This is a genomic window from Catenulispora sp. MAP12-49, from assembly GCF_041262705.1.
Classification (GTDB): Bacteria; Actinomycetota; Actinomycetes; order Streptomycetales; family Catenulisporaceae; genus Catenulispora.
In genome coordinates this window covers 92,666-117,669 of sequence record NZ_JBGCCP010000020.1, presented here as the reverse complement: position 1 = coordinate 117,669, position 25,004 = coordinate 92,666, and the positions used below count along the sequence as shown (strand labels likewise).

The following is a 25,004-nucleotide window of genomic DNA, read 5'->3' as shown; positions in this document are numbered from 1 at the left end:
CACGTCCGGTACCACGTCCGGCACGACCTCCGGCACGACCTTCGGGTTCGCCCCCGACGGCAGCGCGTTCCTGATGAACGGCAAGCCGTTCCAGATCCGCTCCGGCGAGATGCACCCGGCGCGCATCCCCGTCCAGCACTGGCGTCATCGGATCCAGATGGCGAAGGCCATGGGGCTGAACGCGGTGTCGATCTACGTCATGTGGAACTACATCGAGGAGTCCCCCGGAGTCTTCGACTTCACCACCGACCGCCGGGACATCGCAGCGTTCGTACAACTGTGCCAGCAGGAGGGAATGTGGGTTCTGCTGCGCGGCGGGCCGTATGTCTGCGGCGAGTGGGATCTCGGTGGTCTGCCTCCGTACCTGCTGGCCTATCCGGACGTCCAGCTGCGGGTGAACTCCGCCACCGATCCGCACTACATGGCCGCCGTGAACCGGTACATCGCCCATCTCGCGCCGATCGTCAAACCCCTGATGACGGCGGCCGGCGGCCCGATCCTGATGGTGCAGATCGAGAACGAATACGGGTCCTTCGGCAGCGACGCCGCCTATCTGGAGGAGATCCGGCAGGCCTGGATCGCGAACGGCATCACCGGGCCCTTCTACACCGAGGACGGCCTGTCGCAGGTGGAGGGCAACAAGACGAATGTGACCGGCGGTGCGATAGCCCTGTCCGGCGGCGACGCCGCGCAGATCGCGTCGGCCCGTCAGGCGTTCCCCGCGGTACCGGCGATGGCCGGAGAGGTCTATCCGGGCTGGTTGACGCACTGGGGCGACAGCACGTTCCAGGGCACCGGCAACGACATCTCCGGCACCCTCAAGGCCCTGATGGCGGCCGGCCTGTCCTTCAACCTCTACATGGTCCACGGCGGCACGAGCTTCGGCTTCTTCGCGGGCGCCAACGCCGACGACCAGTCCGGCGACTACCAGCCGGACATCACCAGCTACGACTATGCCGCCCCGATCACCGAACAGGGCGCCGCCACACCCCGGTACAGCGAATACCGCACCCTGATATCGGGGTACCTGAGCAGCCCGCCGCCGGCCGTCCCGGCGCTGGTCCCGACGATCGCTTCCGGGACCGGTCAGATCACCCCGGTCGCGTACGCCTCGATCTGGGACAACCTGCCGGCGCCCCTTCCGGCGGCGCAGACGGTGAACCCGCAGCCGATGGAGACCTACGGGCAGAACTCCGGCTTCATCCTGTACAGCAAGCAGCTGTCCGGCTACTCCGGCGGGCAGCTGGCCATCCAGTGGGTGCACGACTACGCGACGGTCTGCCTCAACGGCGCCTACGCCGGAGGCCTGTACCGGCAGACCCTCCCGGCCGCCGTCACCAGCGCTTTGAACATCGCGACCGCCAACGCTCCGTTGACACTGCCCACCGGCACCGCGATCGGCGGCAGTCCCCGGATGGACATCCTGGTCGAGGGGCTCGGACGCACCAACTACGGACACGCGATCGTCGATCGCAAGGGGATCCTGCAAACCGTCGCCCTCCAGAACGCCGGCTCGCTGACCGGCACCCTCACCGGCTGGCAGGTCTACTCGCTGCCGATGGACGACACGTTCATCAGTACCCTGAAGAAGACGGTGACCGACGCCCACCGCCCCGGGATCTTCTTCAAGGCCGCCCTCACCCTGACCGCGCCCGGCGACACCTACCTGGACCTGTCCGCATGGACCAAAGGCGTGGTCTGGGTCAACGGCCACAACCTCGGCAGGTACTGGGAGATCGGCCCCCAGCAGCGGCTCTACTGCCCGGCGGAGTGGCTCACGGCCGGGACCAACGAGATCCTCGTCTTCGACCTGCACCTGACCACCCCCGCGCCGATCACCCTGCACGCGATGCTCACCAGCGCGGCCATCCCGGTCTCCGGCTGGAAGCTCGTCCACGTCGACAGCCAGGAACTCGTCGCCGAGAACGGAGCGGCCACCAACGCCTTCGACGGCAACGCCGCCACGATCTGGCACTCGCGGTGGTCTCCGGCGCCGGGGGACCCCCTCCCCCACGAGATCCAGATCGACCTCGGCGCCCGCCACCAGCTCGACGGCGTCGGCTACCTCCCCCGCCAGGACGGCAACGCCAACGGCCGCATCGGCGCCTACGAGATCTACGTCTCGGACTCCCCGACCGCCTGGGGCAGCGCCGTGGCCACCGGGACCTTCCCGGACACCGCAGCGCCGAAGACCGTGTTCCTGGGCTCCGCGACCGGCCGCTACCTGCGCCTGCGAGCCCTCACCGAAGCCGGCAGCCGCGGCCCCTGGACGAGCGCGGCGGAGATCTCCGCGACCGGCGTGCTCGCAGGTTCCTGAGGCAGCCAGACCGGCGGCGCGATCCAGGACAACGGCGGCGACCACTACGACGCGACCATCACAGGCTCCACGACCCTGACGCCCGGCGTCACCGGGTCCCTCGGCGATGACAGCGCGGTCGAAGCCGGGCTGTACATCACGCGCGGAACACTGGTGACCCTGCCCGACGGACAAGTCGTGAAAGCGATTGCCGTGGCAGTCGTCGACCTTCGCGGGGTTGAACAGCGCATTGCACGACTGAGTCTCTTCGCGCTTGCTCTATGCGTGGACGACCAGGCCGGGATGGAACCGGCTCATCGTGGCGACTACCTCGTCCATCGGCACCGGGAACGCCTCGGCCTGCATTCGGATCGGTCCGAAGCCGCGGGCGATCCCAGCCCGTGCGTGGCGGCGGTGGTTGTAGCTGATCCGCCCGAGATAGGCCTCCGGGTCGCGGAGCTCGACGCCGATGAAGCCTTTCCACGCCACCCCCGATGTTCCGGGGAAGACCGCGACGGAAGCGACTTCGTCCCAGGACACGTGGCTGCCGGATTGGAACCTCATGCCCTCGCCGGAGAGGACGACGGCCGGATGCCGGAGTGCGGCCCGCACGATGATCCGGACGAAGAGACGGCCGAAGAGCACCGCCCCCACCGCCGCGCCGGCGATGGCCGGGCCGTGACCCGCGATGGCGAAGTAGGCGAAGAGGGCCGTCATCACCGCGAAGAAGGCCGCCGACAACGCGACGGTCCGGAACGGTATCTGGTATTCGACGACCCCGGTCGTCCGACGATCAGCTGATGTCACGAGGAGACAGGGTAATGCCACGCGACGTCGAGCTGCCGTACTACCGCCGGAGTAGCGACATTGTCGTCGAGCAACGGATGTGCCGGCTCCGGCCCGGTGGAGATGCTAGGGAGAGAGCAGGGCTACAGAGAGCAGGGCCGCAGCCTTCTCGCCTGCCCGAGACACGGAGGTACGTTGCCATGAACGAGCCACGGCGCCTGTCGGCGGAGTACTTCGATCAGTGGTACTCGAACATGGCCGGGGAGAGTCCGGGAGACGCGATCAAGCGGCGGCATCTGGGGTTGCCGGCGCACTTCCTGTCGTCGAGCCTGCTGCCTTGGGAGGGCATCGGCGAGGTGGCTGAGGCCCTGCGTCTGCGGCCGGGCGACCGGCTGGTGGATCTGGCGTGCGGGCGTGGCGGGTACGGGCTGGAGATCGCCGGGCGGACCGGAGCGTGGCTGACCGGCGTCGACTTCTCCGCCGAGGCGATCGACCAGGCCACGGCGCTCGCCCGGCGGCTGGGCACCAGCACCGGCAACGGCGCCGGCGCCGAGTTCCGGGTCGGCGACCTGGCCGACACCGGACTGCCGGCCGCGTCGGCCGACGCCGTGGTCTGCGTCGACTCGATCCAGTTCAAGTCGGACGACGCGTCGTTCCGTGAGATGCACCGGCTCCTCGCGCCGGGCGGACGCGTTGCCCTCACGATGTGGGAAGCGCTCGATCGCTCCGACGAACGCGTTCCGGCGCTGATCCGCGTGGTCGATCCCGGGACCGCCTTGGAGCGGGCCGGATTCGTCGATGTCGAGGTCAGTGATCGGCCGCACTGGCGTCCGCCCGAGCGCGCGCTGTGGGAGGAGGCGGCGGAACTCGATCCGGGCGACAGTCCCGCCCTGCGATCCCTGCACGACGAGGCCGTCCGCGTGTTGCCGGTGTTCGACCTGACGCGCCGGATTCTCGCGACCGCGAGCGTGGGTCGCTGAAGGAGCACCGATCACCAGTTCGCTGGTCAGCGGTCAGCGGTCAGCGGTCAGCGGTCAGCGGTCAGCGGTCATCAAGCGCGAAACGCATATAGCGCTCCGCCGAGCGCCGCAGAGCCCCCATCCCGTCGATCTTGACGGTCCGCCCCCAGAAGGCCGCGTAGATCCGCTCGAACGCGAACGGCTCCAGTGCCTCCATCGCCTGGCGGATCACCCGCGGCCGCTCGGGGATGTGGTTCGGGAAGCTGTACATGAACGTCGTCCAGCGGCGGTCCATCGAGACCATGATCGTGTCGCCGGTGAGTAGTGCGCCGCGCCCCTCGGCGCCGTCGCGCCAGTGCAGGACCGCTGCGCCGTCGAAGTGCAGGCCCAGGTTGATGAGCGTCAGGCCCGCGGCGAGTTCGTGGGTGCGGCCTTCCCAGAGCCGGACGGCCGGGTCGGGGCGGCCGAGCCAGGCGCGATCGGCCGCGTGGACGTACACCGGTGCGTCGAAGGCGCGGCTCCACTCGATCATCGAGCCGTAGAAGTGGGGATGGCTGATGGCGATCGCGTCGATTCCGCCCAACGCCGTGATCTGGTCCACCATGTCGTCATCCAGGTAGGGAACGCAGTCCCACAGGATGTTTCCGCTCTTACCCCGGACCAGCAGCGCTCGCTGGCCGACGGCGACCGCCGGCTCGGCACCGATACCGATGACGCCCGGACCCTCTTCCTCGATCCGGCCGCGATGGCCGGCGGCGTGGAGGTCGGCCAGCGTCGTCCACTGCTGGCCGTTCCAGCCGACGTACTGGCGTTCGTCCTCGCAGACCGGGCAGTTCGCGCGCGGCGCGTCGTACTGCACTCCGCAGGTCCGGCATAAGGGCAGGTCGCTGAATGTCATGACCCTCAGTGTCTGTGTCCTGGTGTGGCGCCGCTTCGGTCTGGAGACCCGGTATATCCAGGACTTTAGACCTAAACCCGATCAGACTCGGTAGCAGCGCCATGGAGGGAGTACGTATTCTTCGACGCAATCAACGAACCGTTGGTCGAGGTCTGCACCGACAAAGTCGACACCGAGATCCCCTACCCCGCCGCCGGCGTGCTGATCAGCATCGACGTCGCGGAAGACCAGAACGCCGCGATCGGAGCCCGAATCGCGGTCATCGGTTAGCCGCCGGGCCGAGGGGCGCCACATATCAGCCTCCTGTCTTCCATGAACACGTCACCCGCCCTTCCTCGGCGGTTCACCCGGCGGCTCCGGTCACGCGCCTCGGCCGGTGGTCTGATCTCGGGGGGCCATTCGGCTTCGAGACCACTCGTGCTGTGAGAGGGAGATCCTCATGTCCGAGCGTTCCACTCGCCCGGTGAGCCGCGGTCGGCGCGTCGCGTTCGCGGTCACCGCCTTCGTCGCGGCGGGCAGCTGCGCCGCGGTGACCATGAGCGGCGGGGCCGCGCAGGCCGCGCCCGGCAAGACCCCGGTCGTGCCCGGCGACCTGCTGGTGAGTCGGGTGCACTACAGCCACCGGCCGGTACTACACCGCCGGCAACTCCAACAACGGTGAGGTCACCTCGGTCCCCGGCGTCATCTTCGGGACCGGCGCGCAGCTGATCCAGCCCGCGTATGTCCCGGAGCAGGCGCAGAGTCCCGGGAGCCCGACGCCGGTCGGCGGGTTCAGCGTCACGCAGCTGCCGCAGTACACGAAGGCTGACAAGCTCGGCAAGGACACCAACTTCGCCGAAGTCGGCCTGTACGACAACGTGCTGTACTACACCAAGGGCAGCGGCGGCAACGGCATCGACACCGTCTACTTCGTCGACACCACCGGGAAGGCCTGCCCGGCCGGCGTCGGACTGCCCGTTCCCGGCGCGCCCCTGCCGACGCAGGCCGACGCCTACGACCCCGCCACCGGGCAGCCGGCCGGCGACATGTGCGTCCTGGCCGGCTTCCCGACCGGCCTGGCGAAGTCCATCAAGACCCCGGACACCGGCGCGCCGGCCAACACCGCCGACTTCGGCTCGCTGTTGTTCGCCAACCCGACCACGCTCTACGTCGCCGACTCCGGCAACGGCAACGACGCCTACAGCAACGGCACCTACACCGCCGCCGCGGCCCAGAACCTCTCCGGCATCCAGAAGTGGTCCCTGGTCGACGGCGCGTGGACGTACGACTACACGCTCAACGCCGGCCTCGGCCTGGGCCAGCCGTACACGGTCGCGGGCCTGCCGACCGGGACCAACACCGTGACCAACCGCCCCTGGACCCCGGCGGTCGACGGCATCCGCGACTTCACCGGCAAGACCAACCCCGACGGCTCGGTCACCCTGTACGCCACCACGACCTCCGTCGGCGGCGTGTCCGACTACGGCGCCGACCCGAACAAGCTGGTGACCGTCACCGACCAGGCCTCGGCCACCGCCGCCCCGGCCGGCGCGCAGTTCCGGACGCTGCAGAGCGCGGCGGCCGGCGACGTCCTGCGCGGCGTGTCCTTCACGCCGGGCAGCTGAGGCAGCTGAGGCCGCTCAGACAGCCGAGGGCGGCGACGCGTCGCCAATGAACAGGTGACGCTGCGCCAACGACACCACCGGCGCGCCCTGAAACCCTGATCATCAGCACCAGCGAGGCAACGGGGGTTGTAGGTCGCGGGATCACTGCGAGGTGGTCTCGCGACCGACAGGCGGCGCGGAGCGGCGGCCGTCCCGCCGCGCCGTCTCGCGAACGTGCGTCCCAGCAGGTCAGCACATCCCGCATCCCGCATCAGAGTCATTGCGGGCCGGGGTGTCGACGCCGCCGGGTCGGCCTTCGAAAGATGGCGCCATGAGCATGACCATGAGCATGACGGTCTCGACGGCGCCCTCCGGCCCCGAGCGTTACCAGCTCAGCTTGAGCGTCGGCCTCGGGAAAGTCATCATGCTGCATTTTCCGAAGGCCGCACTGCCGCTGAGGGCGCCGGGACTGGAACCCCTGTTCGCGCGCCAGCTGCCGACGGATGCCGAACTGGGCGCCATCCTCGCGCGGTATCTCACGAGCGTCGCCTCGGCTCTGGAGAAGAGTGAGGTGGCCGGTGGCGACGAGCTCGCAGCGCCCGAAGCCCGCCGCCGAGCGCTGGTGGCGAAGATCGAAGCGTTCATCGAGGGCAATCTCGGCGACCCCGACCTGACGCCGTCCGCGATCGCCGGGCACTGCCACATCTCTCTGGGCCATCTGCACCGGTTGTTCCACAGCAGGGAGCTGGCGATCGCGGCGTGGATCCGGCATCGGCGGTTGGAATGCTGTCGCGCCGACTTGGCGGATCCGAGCCTTCGCCTGTGGCCGGTCCACGCGATCGGCGCGCGCTGGGGATTCACCGGCGCTGCCGAGTTCAGCCGGGCCTTCCGCGCTGCCTATGGTTCAGCACCAGGCCGATACCGGCGCCAGGCGCTGAATGAGGATTGATCTATCAGGACACTGTGTCGGTGTAGCAGACAGGCGCTCCTCCGGCAGGGGTGATGCACGCTCGCAACGTGACGCCGGGGCCGGCCACGAAGAGCATCGGTGTGTAGGAGAAGTCGTCGGCTTCCTTCGGATCGGCGATGCGGACAGACTGCGCGGGTCCGCCGGATGCTGTGATGGTCAGGGAATCGCCCACGTGGGTGTTCCAGAAGCGGGCCCAAGCGGTCTGACACACAGGGTTGTAGCGGATGTCCAGGCCGATGCCGGTCGGGGTCTCCTGTTGTTGCAGGGGTTGCGCTTGGATTCCGCACAGGGTCAGCCCCGGGTCCCGGCCGACGCAGGCAGCGCCGTGGCAGGTGGGCGTGCATGATCCGCTCGTGCAGGTCACGGTGAAGGCACCGGCGACGGTGCGGCTCGGCGTGCTGCCGGTGCCGGTGCTGCGCAGCACGGAGACGCCCGCGGCGGCGATGGCGACTGCCGCGATCAGCGCCACGGCCAGGCCGACACGGACGCGGCGTCTGCGCCACGGCGGGGCGACCGGCTCGCGATCGGGCTCGGGCTCGGCCTTGGGCTGGAGCTTGGCCTGGGACTTGGGCTCGGCCTTGGGCTGGAGCTTGGCCTGGGACTTGGGCTCGGCCTTGGGCTGGAACTGGGGCCCGGGCCTGGAGTCGGAGTCGGACTCGGACTCGGCCTTCGGCGGCTCGGCCATGACCGCGCCGCGTCCCCGGTCGGCCGATTCCGCGAGTTCCCACAGGGCTCGCAGCCTCGGCTCCGGTTCCCCGGCCAGACGGCACAGATCGCGCACCGCCGACCACGGCGGCAGGACCTTCGCCGTCAGGTAGCGCTGCCATGCCGATCTGCTGTACGGCGTCTGCTCGCCGAGCGCCGCGAAGCTCAGGCCGGCCCGTTCGCGCAGGCGGCGCAGTTCGGCGGCCAGTGTCGTGACCTCGGCGCGGGTGTCGGTCCGGGGAGCACTCATCCGCGCAGGGCCGCCCAGGTCTGCGGTCCGACCTGGCCGTCGACGTCCAGATGGTGTGCCTTCTGCGCGTCGATCACGGCGGTCTCGGTCAGCGGGCCGAAGTTGCCGTCGGCGGCTCCCGGCGAGAATCCGGCGTGCTGCAACAGGCACTGGAGCTCGGCGACCTCCGGGCCCCACATGTCGACCTCGAGGATGTCGCTGGTCGTCGTGCTGTTGCCGGCGTACCACCGGCCGTCGCGTTGGGTGTACGTGCAGGTGTAGACGGTTCGCGGCTTGACCACCAAGGCTTGCGGCTTGGCGTTGGCGGGCTCCGGGCTCAGCACCAGCAGCGTGATCGCCGCGCCGACGACGGCACCCGCGCCGGCGGTCAGGGCCGTCCGGCCGAGACGCCGGGTCCGGGACGAAGCGGCAGGGCGAGGCTCCGCCGGTTCATCGGCGGCCTGCTCATCAGGCTGCTGATCCACCGGCGCCCGGGACGCGGCTTCGCGGAGCACCTCGATGCGCACCGGATCGGCGCCGACGAGCGCGGCCAGGGCTTCGACCGCCGCCGCGGGAGGCAGCGTCTTGCCCACGAAGTACCGTTCCCAGGACGAGGCGCTGTAGCCGGTTTTGGCGGCCAGGCGCGGCAGACTCAGCCCGCTGTCGTCCTTGAGCTTGCGCAACTGCACGACGAACCTGACCACCGCCGGATCCAGGCCCGCGGGGAGCGGCCTCCATCGCGCCATAGCGTCCCTTTCATCGCCGCAGCACAGATGAGGCCTGTGCGAAGCCATTATGAACGACGTCGCCATGGGGCAAAGGGGTGGTCCGGCAGCGGGTGTCGTGACCGAACTGTTATCAGGGCCGTGACAACCGGTCGCCGTGTGACCCGTCATGTCGGTGTAAGCATGTTCCACCAGAAAGGGAATGTCATGGCACGAGTGCGTTTCGCCGAGATCGTCGTGGTCGCCGCAATGGCCGGCAGCCTTGCCGCATGTGGCAGCAGCAGCACCAAGTCGGCGACGGCACCTGTCACGGTGACATCGACAGTGCAGGCCGCGCCGACTTCGCCGGCCACGACGGCGGCGGGCGGCGGTTCCACCACGACGGCTGCGAGCTCCACGACCGCCTCTTCCGCCCCGTCGAGCTCTCGGCCGGCCGGCGGGAGCAGCTCGACCGGCTCCGCCGGAGGAGGCGTCGCCAACGCCGGGAACCTTGTCGCGATCGTCGGCACGCTGCAGTACCTCGCCCCCGGAAAATTCATCGTGCATCCCGACGACGGCAGCACGGACCAGGCGTTCTATGTCGCGGACGACACCAAGATCCTTGGCGCGGCCGCGATCTGCGGGGGCCCCGACGGCAGCGTGACCATCGGCGGGGACGGCTACGGCAGCACGAAGTGCACCGAGGCCCAACTGGAGACCGCCTCGAAGACCGACGCCGTGAAGATCCGGGTCACCATGGATCGCAAGACCGGCAACGTGCAGACGGTCGAGGAGAAGTACCACCCGTAACCCCACAACCCCGCGCATACACGCCGGATCGCCAGCTCGCCGGATCGCCGGCTCCCGGTCCGCGAGGCGTGTCAGCCGGCTTCGCCCGCGCCCAGTCTGCCGCGTCGCGGTGTGACGGGCGTGGTGGCGCTCTCGCGCAGGTTCGGCGTGGCCGCGGATGTCCGCCGGTACCAGCGCCCGTAGCGGGCGGCGAGCGCCGCGGCGGATGCCCCGTGGAGCAGCACACTGAGTCCGACGGTGATGGCGACGACGTGGCCGATGAGGTCGGCGCCGTGGAGGTTCTCCTCGGCGACCAGGAGCCCGAACACGACAGAGGCCAGTCCGCGCGGGCCGAACCAGCCGATGTAGGCCACGGTGGGTGCCTTCAGTCTGCTCGCGGCCAGAGCGAGCGCGACGGGGAGCATGCGGATCACGGTCAGGCTCAGGACGGCGTATCCGGCGATGCGCCAGCTGAGGTGCTCCAGGGCGGGACCGAGCAGGACCGCGCCGAACAGCAGCAGGCTGAGCATGGCCAGCAGCCCGCCGAGGTCTTCGGCCAGTTCGGTGGTGCGGGCCACCTCGGCTTCCGGCCGCTTGCCGCGGCGCAGGGGGCGGGCGAAGGCGAACCCGGCCACCCACGCGCCGATGAAGCCGCTTCCGTGGGTGAGCGTGGCCAGGGTGTAGGCGCCGGCGGCCGCGGCGAGCACGCAGACGGGCCGCCAGTCCGATGCCACCCAGCCGTGGTCGAGCGAGACGTGCAGGAGTCGGCCGGTGATCCCGCCGACGGCCAGGCCGATCGCCGGGCTGAGCAGCAGGGCGCGCCAGAAGGTGTCGGCGACGCCCTGATGCGCGTAGGAGGTGCCGGGGATGGCGGCGAGGAAGAGCACGAAGAAGGGCAGTACCAGGCCGTCGTTCAGTCCGCTCTCCACGTTGAGCGTCTGACGGATCAGGCTCGGTACCCGCGGGTCGGAGATGGCGCTCTTGCCCAGTGCCGCGTCGGTGGGGGCCAGGATCGCGGCGACCAGGGCCAGCTCCCAAACGGTCAGGCCCGGTAGCAGCGGCCAGGCCAGCAGCCATCCGGCGCCGATGGTGAGCACCAGGCCGACCGAAAGCAGCCGCCCGGAGAGGGCACCGCCGCTGCGCAGATCCGCCGGGCGCACGGTCGTGGCGTCGGTGAACAGCACCAGGGTCAGGGCCGCTTCCACCAGGGTGCGCAGGGGCTCGGTGTCGGTCTGCACGCTGACCAGGTTCAGGCCGACGGGACCGATCGCGATGCCGGAGCCGACGAAGACCATGGCCGCGGACACCGGTGTCGTGGACAGCCGCCGGGAGGTGAGGGCGTAGGCGGCGGCGATCCCGGACACGGCGGCGGCTGTCCAGGTGCCGCTACTCACTGCCGTCCGCCGGGCGGTGACCTTCGGCCGGGGCTGCCGATCGAGATGGGTTGATCAAGTTCACGGGCGCCGTTTCCCAGGTTGCACTGCGTTGATCCGGTCCGCTCACTGTGCAGTACGTCGGGAAGCTTTGGCGGGAGCGACACGTGCGCAGTACAGATGGTGAGTGGGATCATTCGCGGTATGGCTCTATGGCGGATTCGCGCGGCACTGGAGGACGAGCCAGGCCGCCTGGCCGCGATCACCGCGGCGATCGCGGCCTGTGGCTGCAACGTGTTCGGCTTCAGCGTCCAGACGCATGAGGGCGGGCCGGTCGACGAGTTCTTCGTCAGCACCCCCGAGGAGATCGGCCGCTTCCGGCTGATCGAGACGGTCAGCAGGGCCGGCGGCACGCAGGTCACCGCCGTCCCGGCCGATCCGCACGACCTGGTCGACGCCCCGACCAAGGCGCTTCAGCTGGCCGCTGCCCTACTGGCCGCCCCGGACACCCTCCCCGAAATCATGGCCGACCTCCTCGGCGCCGATGACGCCTGGTGGGACGAGGGCACCGAAGGCGTCGCGGACTCGACGGTGCTCATCGTCCCGGTCCCCGACGGCCGCCGGGTCGCGGTGGTCCGGCAGGGCCTGCCGTTCACCATGACCGAGGCCGCGCGCGCCGGCGCCCTGGCGGCGCTCGGCCGCTGACGGGAGGAGACGCGCGCCGCGAGCGGCCGAGCCGGTGCGATCAGAGGGTGACGCCGTGCTCCCGCAGGTAGGTGACCGGGTTGATGTCAGAGCCGTAATACGGCGTCGTCCGCACCTCGAAGTGCAGGTGCGGGCCGGTGACGTGACCGGTCGCCCCGGACAGCCCGATCTGCTGGCCGGCCCGCACACCGGCGCCCGCGAAGACAGAGGCCTGTGACAGGTGGCCGTAGAGTGCGTACTTGCCGTCGTCGAGCTTGACCAGGACGTCGATGCCGTACGCCCCGTCCCAGCCGCTGCGCACGACGGTGCCGGCGCCGACCGAGCGGACGCCCGTGCCGACGGCCGCGGCCAGATCGACGCCGGTGTGGTGTCCGGCGGCCCAGGGGCCGGGGACTCCGTACGGCTCGGTGATCCGCAGAACGGCCAGCGGGGCGACGTCGCCGGAGGAGACCGGTGCCATGGTCGTGGCGGCGGCCGCCATGGCGGGCGTGGCGGCCGCGTACGCCGCGGCGTGTGCGCCGCTCGCCCCGACCACCGGCACAGCGATGGCGGCGACCCCGGCGACCAGACCGAACGTGGCACGGCGAGAAAGGCGTCGCCGCGGGGTGTGTCCGAGGGCAGACATGGGTTGTTCCTCTCTGACGCCTGCGAGGTGAGCTGTCGGGTTCGGGCGAGAGAGCCCGGCCGCCCGCGGCGGCTTCACCCCGAGCCGTTCCGGCGGAGCGGAACGGCGCCTTACCTGGGTCCCCCGCTCCTGCCGTTCCGTGAACTCGAAGGTGACCTCGGAGCCCGGCAGGATTCGGCGTTGGCGTCCGAGACGGCCGCCGGGCGATGGGCCGAGCGGTTGCTGAAGCAAAGCCCGGAATTGCCTGGCTGGCAAGCGTGACCGGAGCCGAACCCGCGGTATCGCCTCGGCGCACCACCATGTCGAACACCGTGCGCAATCAGAGGAACACGCAACACAACCGGTTCGACAACAGGGCACGCACGGCCACTCACCGGGCGGCGACCTTCTCGCGGGTCGTGCGGGCGCCGTGACAATGAGCGACCAAACGTGTCGAAGTCGGTGACATCCATCACAGAGGGGTCTGATCCGGTCAGGCAGTCCCGCGAAACTCAACTGGTCTGACCACTTGACCACTACACCAGAAGTCTGCGACGCTCGCGGAGTGAGCTCCTTCGCCCCGGTGGATCGCCGGTCCTTCTCCTCCGCCGTCTTCGAGCAGATCATCGGCCAGATCTTGGACGGCACGCTGGACCCGGGCTCGCCCCTGCCGTCCGAGCGCGTACTGACCTCGCAGCTCGGCGTCACCCGCCAAGTGGTCCGTGAGGCCCTGCAGCGGCTGGACCAGCTCGGGCTGGTGGAGATCCGGCACGGCGGCAGCACCCGGGTCCGGGACTACCGGTCCCACTCGGGCCTGGACCTGCTGCCCCGGCTGTTCCAGCGTCCCGACGGCGCGCTGGACCCGGAGGTCGTCCGCTCGGTGATGGAGATGCGGCAAGCCGTGGGCGCCGACGCCGCGGCCCTGTGCGCGACGCGGCTGGACGACACGTCCGAGCTGCGTCAGGCCGTCGCCGAGCTCGGCGACACCGACGGGGGCCGGGCTCTGGACACCCGGTTCTGGGACCTGGTCGTCGACGGGTCGGGCAACATCTGCTACCGGCTCTCTCTCAACGCCCTGCGTCAGGCCTACCAACCCGCCGCGGCGGTGGTGGCCCGCCTCCTGGCCGACGAACTGGCCGCGGTCCCCCGCTACCTGGCGGTGATCGCCGCGATCGACGACCGCGACCCGGAGCGCGCCCGCGCGGCCGCCTCGGAGCTGCTGGCGGTCGGAACCACCGCGATATCCCTGTTCCTGGAGGCATGATGTTCGACGCGACGACGCCCACCCGGACCGAGTTCACCGGCGCCGGCCTGACCCTGCGCCAGGCCGCCGGCCAGTTCGCCCGGCACCGCAACGCGCGCGTGCTGGGCGCCGGGACCGCCGCGGCCCTGGCCTCACGGCTGGCGCTGGGCCGCTGGACCCGGCGCGACGCCACCGCGGCGGCGGTGATCATCGGCGTCGAACCGTTCGTCGAGTGGATGGTCCACGTCCATGTCCTGCACCAGCGCCCGCGAGAGGTCGCCGGACGCACCGTCGACAGCCTTCTGGCACGCTCCCACCGCGAGCACCACCGCGACCCCCGCGACCCGGAGCTGGTGTTCATCCCCCGGCAGACGCTGATCCCGGCGATCGCCGCACTGGCCGCCGCCAACCTCGCCGGGGCGCGTGCCGTCCGGCCCGCGCTCACCGGGTTCGCGACCGCCGTGGCCTCGCTCGGCGCCTACGAGTGGACCCACTTCCTGATCCACTCCGCGTACCGCCCGAAGACCGCGCTGTACCGGACGATCCGCAGGACTCACCAGCTGCACCACTTCCGGAACGAGAAGTACTGGTTCGGGATCATCACCCCGGTCTCGGACAAGGTGCTGAACACCTATCCGGACAAGGACGAGGTGCCCGCGTCGAAGACGGCCAAGACGTTGGGTGTGAGCGCTTAGCGGCGGGGACCGCACACCACGCGCGCTCAGCGGACCAGCTCGCTCAGCAGGCCTGTCAGGATCCTGATTCCGTGCTCGAGCCGCCGGAAGTACGTCGCCCGGCTGAGGTGCACTTGGCGCGCGATCGCGTCGTGGCCGTTGTTCCGGCGCAGGTAGTACGCGGCCAGGACGCGGCCGGCCTCGGCGTCGGGCGTCGACTCGGCGGCGGCCAGCTGCTCGATCGTGGTGCGCAGGAAGGCGGACAGCGCCTGCGGGGTGTCCAGGCCGGGCAGGGCAAGCAGCGCGCTGCCGGCCAGTGCGGCCGGTGAGCGGACCGAGGCCAGGGCGCGCCGGACCGCTGTGGTGAACGGGTCGTCGGTGCGGGCGGCGGCGCCGCGCTGCATGGTGCGCAGCCAGCGGTCCAGGCGCGCGCCGGTGAGATCGAGGTCGAACACGGCGTTGCGGCGGCCGCAGCCGAGCAGGTCGTCGCGGGTCTCGCCGAGGCGCGGAAGCCCGAGGGTGGCGCTGAGGTGCTGGTAGGGAGGCCAGGCGGTGGAGACGATGATGCGGCGGCGGGCCACTCCGGCGGCCAGGATGTGGCGGAACATCGCCGCCTCGGCGGCCGGGCGCGGATCGACCGTCACGAGCATGCCGACGAGCAGGCCCGGGGCCTTGCCCGCCGAGGAACCCGCTGCCGGGACGGCTACCGGATCGGCGTACTGCTGAAGCAGCCGGTCGGTCAGCGGGGCGGCCTCCGGGGTGATGGGGGCGAGGTTGGCCAGGCTCAGCGGACGCTCGTCGGCGTCGAGGAGAAGGTGGAACGAGCCGGCCGAGGCCGTCATCCAGAGCTCGAGAACCCGCTGCGCGCGCCGGCGGTCGAGCCCTTCGACCCGGGCCCATTCGGCGACGAGGCGGACGATGACGTCCTCGTCGTCGGGCATCGCCGGACGCACCCGGAACGCCGCGGCACCGGGCGGGTGGAGGATGTCGCGGACGTGGGGATTGGCCGACAGGCGCAGGGTCTCGGTGGCGAGCAGGCCGCGCAGCGCGGGGTCCTCGGTGGCGGCGATCTGGCGGCGGCGGTAGGCGGTGCCGAGGGCGACGGTGCGCGCCGCAGTGCGGGGGGCGCGCCAGCGGTGCGCGACGTCGAGGAGGGTGCGGTAGGGCTCGAGGACGGTGAGGCCGAGGAGGCCCGGTTCGACGATGCTCAGGGTGCTGAGGAAGTTGAAGATGTGGGCGGCTGGGGCGGTGGAGGTTGCGGGTGCGGGCGCAAATGCAGATGTGGGCGCGGGCGCACCGTGCCGGTCACAGGTGCAGGCGGCGGCAGTGAGGTCGGCGAGCAGGTCTGCGTCGGCGCTGCCGAGCGTGGCCACGTCTCGCAGGGCGGGGTCGGCATCTCGCAGGGCGGGGTCGGCGTTGTCGAGCGCAGTGCGTTCCTGCGGCCCAGTCGGCGGTGCGTCGCCAATTTCGGATCGCAGGCGTCTGACAACCTGCTGCGCCGCCTCGTCCGCAACACCGCCCCAGCCCTCGCGCCCTATGCCTGAGCGGCGGCGTCGGGACAACAGGTCGGCGACCAGGGGTAGGCCGCCGGCGAAAGCCGTGGCATCGGCATCTGCGTCGGCGCCGGCATCCAGGACCAGGGTCCGCAGATCCGCGTCCAGCCACAGGCCGAGCCGGATCTCGACCAGCTCGACAGCCGGCCAGCTCGGCCAGCTCGGCCAGGACGCCAACGGTCGGCGGCCGACCACGAGGACCACAGTGTCCGGCAGCAGAGCACCGAGCGTCTGAGCAACCGAACGCGCGGCGGCATCGCTGTCGACGCCGTCCACGATCCGGATCGCGAGGTCGGCGGCGTCGCGACAGACGGCTCGCGCCAGCCGGGTCTTGCCGACACCGAGCGGCCCGTACAGGTTCACCACCCGCGCCGAACGGCCGGTCGTGGACGCGGCGGCCCGGAGCGCGTCGGCGAGGCTCCGCCGCACGTCATCGTAGGTGGCCGACACAATCCGGACCGTAGCAGAGGAAGGTGCGGCCGGATAGCGGGACAAGTCAGGGCTATGAATCACCGGCTTTTGAGACTCCTGACTTTGGAGACTCCCGGCTTTTGAGACTCCTGTGAGACTTCGCAGCCGCCCTCCGGTGCCGTAATGGAGGCAGGCCCCCGCGACCGCGCGGCGGGCCCGGAATGGAGGATCCCCATGCGCATCAAGAAGGCACTGGTCGGCGCGGCCGTGCTCGCGGCCGTGGCCGTCACCCCGGTGCTGGCGGCGTCGACGGCGGACGCGGCGGCGCCCGCCTACACGCACGGCTGGGCCTGCTACGGCTACGGCACCGGCGCCACGCACAACGACGCCTACATCGCGGCGCGCGAGGACATGGTCGGCAACGTGACCGTGGGCCAGTGGGTCTACACCTACGGCCAGTTCCCCGACGGCTCGTGGTGGGAGCAGATCGCCGCCGACTGCGTGGAAGTCCGGTGATCGCCGGCCGGCGTCCGGGTCCCGCCCCTGGACGCCGGCCGCTTGGCGACCGGTGCGGCGCTCAGCTCCAGAACCGGTCGGACTCCTCGAGGTCCACGTCACACTGCAGCAGGTCGACGGCCTTGTCGCCGGTGATCTGGAAGAGCAGCGCGCCCCGCTGGTCGAGCGACTTGTCGCCGCGGGTGGCGGTGAGGTGGTGGACGACGATGACGTGTCCGTTTCCGTCCGTGGAGTACAGCTCCGGCTCGGCGCGGAAGGTGCCGCCGGTGAGTTCGGCCAGCTGCCCGTAGTAGGCGAGCATGGCGTCGATGCCCTTGAACTCGCCGGAGACCTGGCTGTCCCCGCCGACGTGCTGGACGCAATCATTGGCGATGATCTGTCTCAGGGTGTCCACGTCGCCCTTGTTGAAGGCCTCGTAGCCGCGGCGGACGAGAGCGATGTGCGGGTGTTCGGTCATGGCCTGCTCCATCTCTACGCATAGATGTTCGATCATCACTTGACATAGAAGAATTTAGGCCTTTTCGGAGGCCACAGACACAGGTGGGCCCACGATGTCCGCCATTCAGGTGCCTTCTCTGTCAAGCCGGCGCCTCACGACCGCTCACGCCGCCGGTGCCCGTGCCCGTGCCCGTGCCCGAACCGCAGATACAGCGAGGGCACGACGAACAACGTCAGCAGCGTCGAGGTGGCCAGACCGCCCAGGATCACCACCGCCAACGGGTACTCGATCTCGTGGCCCGGCAGGTTGCCGCGGACCACCAGCGGGACCAGGGCCAGGCCGGTGGCCAGCGAGGTCATCAAGATGGGTGAGAGCCGCTCGCGCGCGCCGCGGACCACCAGCTCCGGGCCGAAGTCCATGCCCTCGCGGTGTTCGAGGTGCTGGCAGTGGTTGATCAGCAGGATGCCGTTGCGGGCGGCGATGCCGAACACCGTGAAGAAGCCGACCAGGGCGCCGATGGTGATGACGGCGCCGCCCATGGCGATCGCGATGATGCCGCCCACCAGGGCCATCGGGAGGGTCACGAACAGCAGCGCGGCCAGGCGCCAGGAGTTGAAAGAGAGCTGGAGCAGCAGCAGGATCGCGATGCCGGCCGCGATCGCCGCGGTGAGCAGTGTGCGTTGGGCGCTCTGCCGCTCCTTGTACTCGCCGAGGAGTGCGTAGTGCATTCCGGCCGGCATCGCCACGGTGCCCAGCCGTTTGCGGATGTCGTTGGCGACGGCTCCGAGGTCGCGTCCCTTCACGTCTGTGCTCACGTCCAGATAGCGGGAGTTCCCGTCGCGCGTCACGCGGTAGGGGTCGCTGCGCATGCTGACCGCGGCGATGTCGCCGAGCCGGACCTGGTTGCCGGCGGGGGTGCTCAGGGGCATGTCCGCGATCGCGCTCGTGCTGCCGCGGGCCGCCGGGACGCTCCAGACGTAGACGCCGTAGACCTCGCTGTTCATGAAGATGTTGCCCATCTCCTGGCCGGCCACCACCGCCGCGGCCTGCCGCCGCACGTCGCCCGGTTTCAGTCCCACCGCGGCGGCCTTGGCCAGGTCCACCTCGATCTGGATCTGCGGGGTGTCCACGGAGATGTCCATGTGCGGGTCCTGCACGCCGCGCACCTGCGTCACCTGGTTCAGGACGTCGGTCGCCGTGGTGCGCATCCGGTCGAGATCCTGTCCGTAGACACGGACGGTCACCGCCTGCCGGGACCCGGACAAGACCTCCTCGATGCGTTCGTTGAGATACGTCTCCACGTCCCGGTACATCCCGGGATAGGTGTTCACGACGTCGCGCACCTGCCCGACCACCTTGTCGTAGTCCGCCTTGGGATCGGTGCTGATCCAGGCCTCTGCGGCATCGATGCCGACCACCTCCTCGCCGCCGCGGGCCCGGCCGATGTGCGCGCCGAAACTGCGCACGCCGGGGATGGCCTGGAGCCGCTGGGACAGCATCGTGGTGGCGCGGACCATCTCGGTGTCCGAGGTGCCGGGAATGGCGTCGAAGTGGATGAGCAGGTCCCGCTGTTTGAAGGTGGGGAACAGCGACTGGCCCAGCTGCGGGACGATCAGGGCGCCGGCGACGACGGCGAGGGCGAACATCGAGTAGGCGGCGGCCGGGCGGTGCACGATGCGGGCCAGCAGGCCCGTGTAGCCGCGCTGGAGCCACCGGACCAGCGGCGAGGGTCCGCGCCGCAGCGGGGCGCGGCGCAGCATGATCAGGGTCAGGGCCGGGGTCAGGGTCAGCGCGACGCACAGCGACGCCACGATCGCCAGGGTGTAGGCCAGCGCCAGCGGCCGGAAGAACGCCGCGGTCAGTCCGTGCAGCAGGAACACCGGAACGGCGGCCGCCACGATGATCAGCGTCGCGTAGACGATCGGCGAGCGGACCTCCAGCGAGGCCTCCAGGATGATCCGGGCGGCCGGCGTCGGGCTGCCGGCCGCCCGGGCCTCGCGCAGTCGGCGCAGGATGTTCTCGACGTCGATGATCGCGTCGTCGACGACCGCGCCGAGGGCGATGATCAGCCCGGCCAGGATCATGGTGTTGATGGTGGCGCCGGCGAGGTGCAGCACCACCAGGGCCGCCACCAGCGACATCGGGATCGTCAGCAGGCTGATCAGGGCCACCCGCCACTCGAACAGGAACAGCACCAGGATCACGGTGACCAGCGCGAAGCCGATCAGCAGCGAGGTGCGCAGGCCGTCGATCGAGGAGTCGATGAACGTCGCCGGCCGGAAGATGGTGCTGTCGAAGCCGATGCCCGGCAGGCCCGGCCGCAACTGGTCCAGCGCCGCCTGCACGCCCGAGGTGATCTTCAGGGTGTCGCCCCACGGCAGCTTCTCGACCACCAGCAGCAGCCCCGGTTTGCCGTTGATGACGGCGTCGCCGATCGGCGGCAGGCTGTCGCGCACGACCGGACCGACCGTGCTCAGCGGCACCAGGGAGCCGGCTGCGGCATGGTCTTCCAGCGGGACCTTGGCCAGTTCGGCCGGACTGGACACCGACAGCTGGTGGCCGATCTGCAACCGCTGGGCCCCGGCGTCCAGGAAGCCGCCGGCGCCGACGACGCTGCCGTTGGAGAACGTGAGGGCCCCGGAGTCCAGCGCGTCGGAGGTGGTGCGTTCGACCTCGTCCAGACTCGCGTGCGCGGCGGCCAGCTTGGCCGGGTCCACCTGGACCTGGAAGGTCGGCTGCTGTTCGTTCCAGATCGACACGTCGGCCACGCCGGCCACGGCCATCAGCCGCGTCTTGACCCGCCACAGCGCCAGCCGGGACAGGTCCTGGATGGAGTATCCGGGCCCGACCATGCCGATCTGCACGACCCGCGCGGTCGCCGACACCGGCGGCAGCATGACCGGCGGCGAGGCCCACTTGGGCAGCGTCGGGCGCACCGTGGCCAGCCGCTCCTGCACCAGCTGCCGGGCGTGCAGCAGGTCGGTCGAGGGCTTGAAGACCATGACGATGGACGACAGCGTCGGCACCGAGGTCGAGCGCAGCTGGTCCAGCCCGGGCATGCCGTTCATCGCCAGCTCCAGCGGGACCGTCACCAGCGACTCGACGTCGGAGGTGGACAGGCCCAGGCTCTCGGTCTGGATCTCCACCTGCGGGGGTGCGAACTCCGGGAAGACATCGACGGCGCTGGAGCGGATCGCGCTCGCCCCGAAGGCCATCAGCGCGACCGCCGCCGCCACGACCAGGAACCGGTAGGTCAGGCTCCATGAGACGATCGCGCGCATGACCGTGGGACGGGTCAAGGTCCTCACTCCTCTCCCACGCCGTACTCGGTGCCGAGCAGTTCGGGCGCGCCGATGGCCACCACCGGCGTGCCCACCGCCGGGCCGGAGCTGAGGAAGGCCTCGGTCCCGGTGATGTGGTCGATGACGATGGCGCGCCGCACATAGGACCGCGGTGTGAGGCGCACGTAGGTCCAGGCCGCGCCGTCCGGGCTGTAGATGACGGCCGTCGTCGGGATCACCATGCCGGCCGAGGCGGCATCGACGGTCACGGTCTGGACCCGCACAGCCTGGAAAGCCGCCTCGCTCAGCTTCACAACGGGCCGCGCGGATCCGGGCACCGGGACCAGGATCGCCGCGGGCGCGGGCGTGGCGGCCTCGCTCTGGCGCGAGCATCCGGCGCCGGCCACGACGGTCGCGAGGAGTGCGCCCAGGCGCGCCGCCGACGCCGCGACGGCGGACCGGCGCCCGGTGCCGGCGGTGGTCACGGCACCGCCGGCCCGCCGGCCGGCCGGGCTGCGTCATCCACGACGTCGCCGGCGAACCACCGGAGGTACGCCGCCGGCAGCAGAACCAGGGTCACCAGCAGGGTGGTCACCATGCCGCCCAGCACGACCAGGGCCAGCGGCCGCACCACCTCCATCCCGGCGATGTCGCCGACGACCACGAACGGCAGGGACACCAGCGCCCACCCCGCGGCGCTCACCACGGTCGGGAAGACAGACTTCCGCGCAGCACCCGTTGCCTGCATCTCACGCATCACCACCAGGCCCGCCCGGACCGCGAAACCGAACACCGCCAGGAAGCCGACCAGCGACCCGACGGTCAGCGGGCCGCCCGCGATCGGCGCGGTCACCGCACCGCCGGAAAGGGCGAGCGGGAGCGCGCAGAACAGCAGCAGGGCCCGCCGCCAGCCGCGCAGCGCCGCTTGGAGCAGAAGGAAGACGCCGACGGCGACGAAGGCCACGTAAATCAAGGTTCTGCGATCATTGTTCTGGTTCAGCACCACGTCGCTGGACACCTCGACGTGGTATCCGACCGGCAGGGCGAGGTTCTTGACGGCGCCCCGGACCCGGTCCACGGTCCCCCGCACGTCCCCGCCGGGCACGTCCGCCGTGACGTCGATGAAGCGGGAGGCCTGGTCGTGGTCGATCTCGGCGGGGGCGGGCTGCATCGACACGGTCGCGACGTCCTTCAGCGGGACCTGGCCGCCGCCGGGCGTGTCCAGCGGCAGGTTCCCGATCGCCGACAGATCGCCGCGCATCCCCGGCTCGCTCCACACGGCGACGTCGAAGATCTGCTGCTGCTGGTAGTAGCTGCCGACGGGGATGCCGGCGATCAGGACGGCCGTGGCGCGCCGGACGTCGCCGGGTTTGAGCCCCTGTGCCGCGGCGGCGTCGACGTTCGTCGCGATCTGGATCGAGGGTTCCGTCGCCGGTGTCCGGACCGCCGCGTCCGCCGCCCCGCGTACGCCGGACACCGTCTGCCGCAGCGTCTCGGCCGTCGTGGCCAGGGCTGCCGGATCGGTGCCGTACAGCCGGACCCGCACCGGCGGGCCGTTCCGGGTGCGGTTGTCCGCCAGCGCGGCCTCGGTGAAGGTGAGCAGCGTGTGCCCGACACCGGGATAGCCGTCGAGGACCCGGGCGACCGCCGACTTGGCCGCGCCGTAATCAGCCTTCGAAGACACCGTGATCCAGGTCTGTGCGGAGTCCACATCGACGGGGCGGTCGCCGAGCAGGGCCTGGCCGATGTCGCTGGCCACGTCGGTCACGCCCGGCACGGCGAGCAGCGATCGGCCGGCCGAGGCCGCGGTCTGCTGCATCGCGGTCAGCGAGGTCCCGGCCGGCGCCTGCCAGCGCACCAGCAGGCTGCGCTCCTGCATCGCCGGGATCAGCGGCCGGCTCCCGAACTGCGGGATGACCAGGACACAGCCCACGAGCAGAACCGCGGCCGTGCCGAACAGCGCGGCGGCGTTCTTCGTGAACACGGCCAGGACCGAGTCATAGGCATGCCGCAGCCGAGGCACCCGGCGACGCGGAACCGCGCGCCGGAGAACCAAATGCGCCAGCGCCGGGATCAGCGTGATCGCGACCAGCGCCGCGGCCACCACCGCGGACAGGTAGGCGCCGATCATCGGCCGGGCCAGCCCGCCGGCCTGGTCGGTCAACGCCAGGATCGGGATCGTCGCCAGGACGATCGCGACGAGCGCGAAGCCCAGCGGGCGGCGCACGGCGACGACGGCATCGATCGCGTCGGCGGCGTTGGCTGCACCGGCCGCGCTGGCGGCACCAGCAGCGTTGGTTGCACCGGCCGCGTCGCCCGCGTCATCCGCCTCCTCGCGGCCGGCGCTCCGCAAGGCCTCGGTGGTGCGGACCGCGTCGTCCACCACCACGCCGAGCGCCGCCGCCAAGCCGGCGAGCGTCATCACCGTGAACGTGGCGCCCAGGAGGTAGAGCACGTACACCGCGGCGGCCAGTGGCAGAACGGTCCCGGCCAGCGCGACGAGCAGCACCCGCCAGGAACGCCAGCAGAGACCGAACCACAGCGCCAGCAGCACCGCGGCGGCCAGCGCGGTCCAGCCGAGGTGCACCAGCGCGCTGTGCAGATAGGTGGCGGGTTCGAAGACGCCGGTGTCCGCGGTGATCCCCGGGAGCCCGGGCGCGAGCTCGGCCAGGGCGGCCTTGATGCCGTTGGCGACCTTGACCGGATCGGCGCCCGGCAGCTTCTCCACGACGAGCAGGAAACCGGGGCCGTCCTTCAGGACCGCGTCCCCGCGCAGCGGCGGGTGGTCCGCGATCACCGTGGCCACGTCCCGCAGCATGACCGGCTGCCCCTTGGTGTCCTCGATCGGGACCGCGGCCAGGTCGGCGGGGGTCTTGATGGGCAGCAGATGCTGGATCGTGAGCCGCTGGTTGGGAGCGTCGATGAAACCGTCCGCTCCCGGCGAGGCCGCCTCGACGAAGGTCAGCGGCGAGGTCCACATGGCGTCGCCGGCGGTGTTGATCACCTGGTTCAGGGTCACGCCCCGGCCGTTCATCCGCGCCGGATCGACCAGCACCTGCAACTGCTGGTCCCGCTGGCCCCAGAGCACGACGTTGGCCACCCCGGGCACGGCCAGCAGCCGCGGCCGGATCCGCCAGCGCGCCACCGTCGACAGATCGGTGGGCGCCATCGTGGCCGAGGACAGCGACACCGCCGTGGCCCGGGCCTGCACCGACAGCGGCTGGATCATCACCGGCGGGGTTCCGACCGCGACCAGCGCGGGGCCCTGGGACACGCGCTCGGTGAGCAGCTGGCGCGCGCGGTAGACGTCGGTCCCGGGTTTGAAGGAGAGGTCGATGACGCTCAGCCCGGGCAGCGAGGCCGACTGGATGCGGTCCAGGAAGGCCAGGCCGTTGAACTCGTCCTCCAACGGCACCGTGATCAGCTGCTCGACCTCGCCGACCGACAGGCCCAGCGCCTCGGTCTGCACCTGGACCCGCGGCGGCGTGAACTCCGGCAGCACGTCGACCGGCGCGTGGCGCAGCCCGACGACGGCGACCACGAGCAGGACGGCCGCGGCGGCCGCCAGGACCGCCGCGAGCCGGACGCTTGAGGCGATGATCCAGCGCATCGGTGCCTCGTATCAGTAGCTGGTCATGGGTGCCGGTCTCCTTCTGCTGCTTCCTTCTGCCGCTCGGCCCCTCACCGGGGCTTGTGGCCCCAGACGTAGACCGCGTCGCCGAGGCCCAGCATCGAGAAGATCTTCTTGGAGTCGGCGACCGTCAGGTTCACGCAGCCGTTGGACCCGCCCTTGCGCACGTCCGCGTAGGTCCCGTGCAGAGCGAAGTCGCGGTGGAAGAAGAGGCTGAAGGGCATGGGCTCGTGGAACAGGTACGAGTACTGGTGCTGGTTGCGCAGCCAGATGTGGAACAGCCCGTCCGGGGTCCGGCGGCCGGGCATGCCGGTCCGGATCCGCACCGCCGGGAAGATGATCTTCTTGCCCTGCTGCACCCACAGCTGCTGGTGGTCCTGGTCGACGCACACGACCTTGCGGGCCAGCTGCGGGCAGTGGGGAGAGACCCTCGTCCCGGCAGCCGCAGCGGCCTCGGCGGCCTGGGCGGGGGCCGGTGCCGCGACGGCGACCAGAGCCGTGCACACGGCCAGACACGCCATGAGGCGGCGCGCCCCGGCCGGGCGCCGGAGCCGCTGTGACCGACAGAGCCGTTGTAGCCCTCGCGCCGGAACCGAAGTGGCGGAACCTGAAGTTTCGAGCATGTGTGGTTGATGGACTGCCCGAACCCTGATCT

The 25,004-nt window shown here is 70.8% G+C and carries 23 protein-coding genes and 1 riboswitch; of the genes, 11 read left to right on the top strand and 12 right to left on the bottom strand.

Annotation, left to right across the window (positions count from 1 at the left end; translation table 11 throughout):
• Window positions 1-73 precede the first annotated feature (73 nt).
• On the top strand, window positions 74-2,317 hold the full coding sequence (locus ABIA35_RS31260) for a beta-galactosidase (protein WP_370360298.1): 2,244 nt from the start codon (window positions 74-76) through the stop codon (window positions 2,315-2,317).
• A gap of 258 nt (window positions 2,318-2,575) precedes the next feature.
• Here the strand turns inward: ABIA35_RS31260 and ABIA35_RS31255 are convergent, their stop codons facing one another.
• Window positions 2,576-3,103 carry a hypothetical protein gene (locus tag ABIA35_RS31255; RefSeq protein ID WP_370360256.1) on the bottom strand — a complete coding sequence of 176 codons (528 nt, stop codon included), beginning with the start codon at window positions 3,101-3,103 and terminating at the stop codon, window positions 2,576-2,578.
• A 179-nt stretch (window positions 3,104-3,282) separates the two neighbouring features.
• Here ABIA35_RS31255 and ABIA35_RS31250 point away from each other — a divergent pair, with 179 nt between their 5' ends.
• Entirely contained in the window at window positions 3,283-4,062 is a 780-nt protein-coding gene (locus tag ABIA35_RS31250) for a class I SAM-dependent methyltransferase (protein WP_370360255.1), read from the top strand.
• A gap of 61 nt (window positions 4,063-4,123) precedes the next feature.
• Here ABIA35_RS31250 and ABIA35_RS31245 read toward each other — a convergent pair whose 3' ends face one another.
• Entirely contained in the window at window positions 4,124-4,939 is an 816-nt protein-coding gene (locus ABIA35_RS31245; RefSeq protein WP_370360254.1) for an MBL fold metallo-hydrolase, read from the bottom strand.
• Between the two features lie 141 nt (window positions 4,940-5,080).
• Here ABIA35_RS31245 and ABIA35_RS31240 point away from each other — a divergent pair, with 141 nt between their 5' ends.
• From ABIA35_RS31240 to ABIA35_RS31225, 4 genes are all read left to right on the top strand, one after another.
• The gene (locus ABIA35_RS31240; RefSeq protein WP_370360253.1) at window positions 5,081-5,209 is read left to right on the top strand and encodes a biotin/lipoyl-containing protein; all 129 of its coding nucleotides are present in this window, start codon (window positions 5,081-5,083) and stop codon (window positions 5,207-5,209) included.
• Window positions 5,210-5,378: 169 nt separating this feature from the next.
• Entirely contained in the window at window positions 5,379-5,600 is a 222-nt protein-coding gene (locus tag ABIA35_RS31235) for a hypothetical protein (protein WP_370346652.1), read from the top strand.
• Between the two features lie 196 nt (window positions 5,601-5,796).
• Window positions 5,797-6,543 (top strand): hypothetical protein, encoded by a 747-nt coding sequence (locus ABIA35_RS31230; RefSeq protein WP_370360252.1) that lies wholly within the window; start codon window positions 5,797-5,799, stop codon window positions 6,541-6,543.
• A gap of 310 nt (window positions 6,544-6,853) precedes the next feature.
• Window positions 6,854-7,471, top strand: coding sequence for a helix-turn-helix domain-containing protein (locus ABIA35_RS31225; protein WP_370360251.1), 618 nt, complete (start codon window positions 6,854-6,856; stop codon window positions 7,469-7,471).
• 4 nt (window positions 7,472-7,475) lie between these two features.
• Here ABIA35_RS31225 and ABIA35_RS31220 read toward each other — a convergent pair whose 3' ends face one another.
• Together ABIA35_RS31220 and ABIA35_RS31215 are read right to left on the bottom strand one after the other, a co-directional pair.
• Complete coding sequence (locus tag ABIA35_RS31220; protein ID WP_370360250.1) at window positions 7,476-8,447, bottom strand: DUF2690 domain-containing protein; 972 nt, start codon at window positions 8,445-8,447, stop codon at window positions 7,476-7,478.
• Window positions 8,444-9,172: a peptidoglycan-binding protein gene (locus ABIA35_RS31215; protein WP_370360249.1), complete on the bottom strand. Its 729-nt coding sequence runs from the start codon at window positions 9,170-9,172 to the stop codon at window positions 8,444-8,446. Before ABIA35_RS31215 ends, ABIA35_RS31220 begins: the two co-directional genes overlap by 4 nt.
• Window positions 9,173-9,358: 186 nt before the next feature.
• Here ABIA35_RS31215 and ABIA35_RS31210 point away from each other — a divergent pair, with 186 nt between their 5' ends.
• On the top strand, window positions 9,359-9,940 hold the full coding sequence (locus ABIA35_RS31210; protein WP_370360248.1) for a hypothetical protein: 582 nt from the start codon (window positions 9,359-9,361) through the stop codon (window positions 9,938-9,940).
• 71 nt (window positions 9,941-10,011) lie between these two features.
• Here ABIA35_RS31210 and ABIA35_RS31205 read toward each other — a convergent pair whose 3' ends face one another.
• Complete coding sequence (locus ABIA35_RS31205) at window positions 10,012-11,313, bottom strand: cation:proton antiporter (protein ID WP_370360247.1); 1,302 nt, start codon at window positions 11,311-11,313, stop codon at window positions 10,012-10,014.
• Window positions 11,314-11,496: 183 nt separating this feature from the next.
• Here ABIA35_RS31205 and ABIA35_RS31200 point away from each other — a divergent pair, with 183 nt between their 5' ends.
• The gene (locus tag ABIA35_RS31200; RefSeq protein WP_370360246.1) at window positions 11,497-11,997 is read left to right on the top strand and encodes a hypothetical protein; all 501 of its coding nucleotides are present in this window, start codon (window positions 11,497-11,499) and stop codon (window positions 11,995-11,997) included.
• A 40-nt stretch (window positions 11,998-12,037) separates the two neighbouring features.
• Here ABIA35_RS31200 and ABIA35_RS31195 read toward each other — a convergent pair whose 3' ends face one another.
• Window positions 12,038-12,622 carry a M23 family metallopeptidase gene (locus tag ABIA35_RS31195; RefSeq protein WP_370360245.1) on the bottom strand — a complete coding sequence of 195 codons (585 nt, stop codon included), beginning with the start codon at window positions 12,620-12,622 and terminating at the stop codon, window positions 12,038-12,040.
• A gap of 4 nt (window positions 12,623-12,626) precedes the next feature.
• A riboswitch (cyclic di-AMP (ydaO/yuaA leader) is annotated at window positions 12,627-12,812 on the bottom strand.
• A gap of 354 nt (window positions 12,813-13,166) precedes the next feature.
• On the opposite strand from ABIA35_RS31195, the gene ABIA35_RS31190 reads away from it, so the two are divergent.
• Entirely contained in the window at window positions 13,167-13,865 is a 699-nt protein-coding gene (locus ABIA35_RS31190; protein ID WP_370360244.1) for a FadR/GntR family transcriptional regulator, read from the top strand.
• Entirely contained in the window at window positions 13,862-14,539 is a 678-nt protein-coding gene (locus tag ABIA35_RS31185) for a sterol desaturase family protein (RefSeq protein ID WP_370360243.1), read from the top strand. Before ABIA35_RS31190 ends, ABIA35_RS31185 begins: the two co-directional genes overlap by 4 nt.
• Window positions 14,540-14,565: 26 nt before the next feature.
• Here ABIA35_RS31185 and ABIA35_RS31180 read toward each other — a convergent pair whose 3' ends face one another.
• Window positions 14,566-16,521, bottom strand: coding sequence for a hypothetical protein (locus ABIA35_RS31180; protein WP_370360242.1), 1,956 nt, complete (start codon window positions 16,519-16,521; stop codon window positions 14,566-14,568).
• A 195-nt stretch (window positions 16,522-16,716) separates the two neighbouring features.
• Between ABIA35_RS31180 and ABIA35_RS31175 the strand changes: the two genes are divergently transcribed.
• Window positions 16,717-16,998 (top strand): hypothetical protein, encoded by a 282-nt coding sequence (locus ABIA35_RS31175; protein ID WP_370346628.1) that lies wholly within the window; start codon window positions 16,717-16,719, stop codon window positions 16,996-16,998.
• A gap of 61 nt (window positions 16,999-17,059) precedes the next feature.
• Here the strand turns inward: ABIA35_RS31175 and ABIA35_RS31170 are convergent, their stop codons facing one another.
• From ABIA35_RS31170 to ABIA35_RS31150, 5 genes are all read right to left on the bottom strand, one after another.
• Entirely contained in the window at window positions 17,060-17,455 is a 396-nt protein-coding gene (locus ABIA35_RS31170; RefSeq protein WP_370360241.1) for a nuclear transport factor 2 family protein, read from the bottom strand.
• Window positions 17,456-17,589: 134 nt separating this feature from the next.
• On the bottom strand, window positions 17,590-20,736 hold the full coding sequence (locus ABIA35_RS31165; RefSeq protein ID WP_370360239.1) for an efflux RND transporter permease subunit: 3,147 nt from the start codon (window positions 20,734-20,736) through the stop codon (window positions 17,590-17,592).
• 5 nt (window positions 20,737-20,741) lie between these two features.
• A complete protein-coding gene (locus ABIA35_RS31160; protein ID WP_370346622.1) occupies window positions 20,742-21,203 on the bottom strand; it encodes a hypothetical protein in 462 nt (153 codons plus the stop codon).
• The gene (locus ABIA35_RS31155) at window positions 21,200-24,328 is read right to left on the bottom strand and encodes an efflux RND transporter permease subunit (protein ID WP_370360238.1); all 3,129 of its coding nucleotides are present in this window, start codon (window positions 24,326-24,328) and stop codon (window positions 21,200-21,202) included. The genes ABIA35_RS31160 and ABIA35_RS31155 overlap by 4 nt, the downstream gene beginning before the upstream one ends.
• A gap of 71 nt (window positions 24,329-24,399) precedes the next feature.
• Complete coding sequence (locus ABIA35_RS31150) at window positions 24,400-24,870, bottom strand: L,D-transpeptidase (RefSeq protein WP_370360236.1); 471 nt, start codon at window positions 24,868-24,870, stop codon at window positions 24,400-24,402.
• Window positions 24,871-25,004: the final 134 nt, after the last annotated feature.

Excerpts from the sequence above, each read along its gene's own strand:
- ABIA35_RS31210 (WP_370360248.1), top strand. The coding sequence starts at position 9,359 with ATGGCACGAGTGCGTTTCGCCGAGATCGTCGTGGTCGCCGCAATGGCC.
- ABIA35_RS31150 (WP_370360236.1), bottom strand. The coding sequence starts at position 24,870 with ATGGCGTGTCTGGCCGTGTGCACGGCTCTGGTCGCCGTCGCGGCACCG.
- ABIA35_RS31215 (WP_370360249.1), bottom strand. The coding sequence starts at position 9,172 with ATGGCGCGATGGAGGCCGCTCCCCGCGGGCCTGGATCCGGCGGTGGTC.
- ABIA35_RS31200 (WP_370360246.1), top strand. The coding sequence starts at position 11,497 with ATGGCTCTATGGCGGATTCGCGCGGCACTGGAGGACGAGCCAGGCCGC.
- ABIA35_RS31235 (WP_370346652.1), top strand. The coding sequence starts at position 5,379 with ATGTCCGAGCGTTCCACTCGCCCGGTGAGCCGCGGTCGGCGCGTCGCG.
- ABIA35_RS31225 (WP_370360251.1), top strand. The coding sequence starts at position 6,854 with ATGAGCATGACCATGAGCATGACGGTCTCGACGGCGCCCTCCGGCCCC.
- ABIA35_RS31170 (WP_370360241.1), bottom strand. The coding sequence starts at position 17,455 with ATGACCGAACACCCGCACATCGCTCTCGTCCGCCGCGGCTACGAGGCC.
- ABIA35_RS31250 (WP_370360255.1), top strand. The coding sequence starts at position 3,283 with ATGAACGAGCCACGGCGCCTGTCGGCGGAGTACTTCGATCAGTGGTAC.
- ABIA35_RS31220 (WP_370360250.1), bottom strand. The coding sequence starts at position 8,447 with ATGAGTGCTCCCCGGACCGACACCCGCGCCGAGGTCACGACACTGGCC.
- ABIA35_RS31245 (WP_370360254.1), bottom strand. The coding sequence starts at position 4,939 with ATGACATTCAGCGACCTGCCCTTATGCCGGACCTGCGGAGTGCAGTAC.
- ABIA35_RS31155 (WP_370360238.1), bottom strand. The coding sequence starts at position 24,328 with ATGCGCTGGATCATCGCCTCAAGCGTCCGGCTCGCGGCGGTCCTGGCG.
- ABIA35_RS31175 (WP_370346628.1), top strand. The coding sequence starts at position 16,717 with ATGCGCATCAAGAAGGCACTGGTCGGCGCGGCCGTGCTCGCGGCCGTG.
- ABIA35_RS31195 (WP_370360245.1), bottom strand. The coding sequence starts at position 12,622 with ATGTCTGCCCTCGGACACACCCCGCGGCGACGCCTTTCTCGCCGTGCC.
- ABIA35_RS31260 (WP_370360298.1), top strand. The coding sequence starts at position 74 with ATGAACGGCAAGCCGTTCCAGATCCGCTCCGGCGAGATGCACCCGGCG.
- ABIA35_RS31185 (WP_370360243.1), top strand. The coding sequence starts at position 13,862 with ATGATGTTCGACGCGACGACGCCCACCCGGACCGAGTTCACCGGCGCC.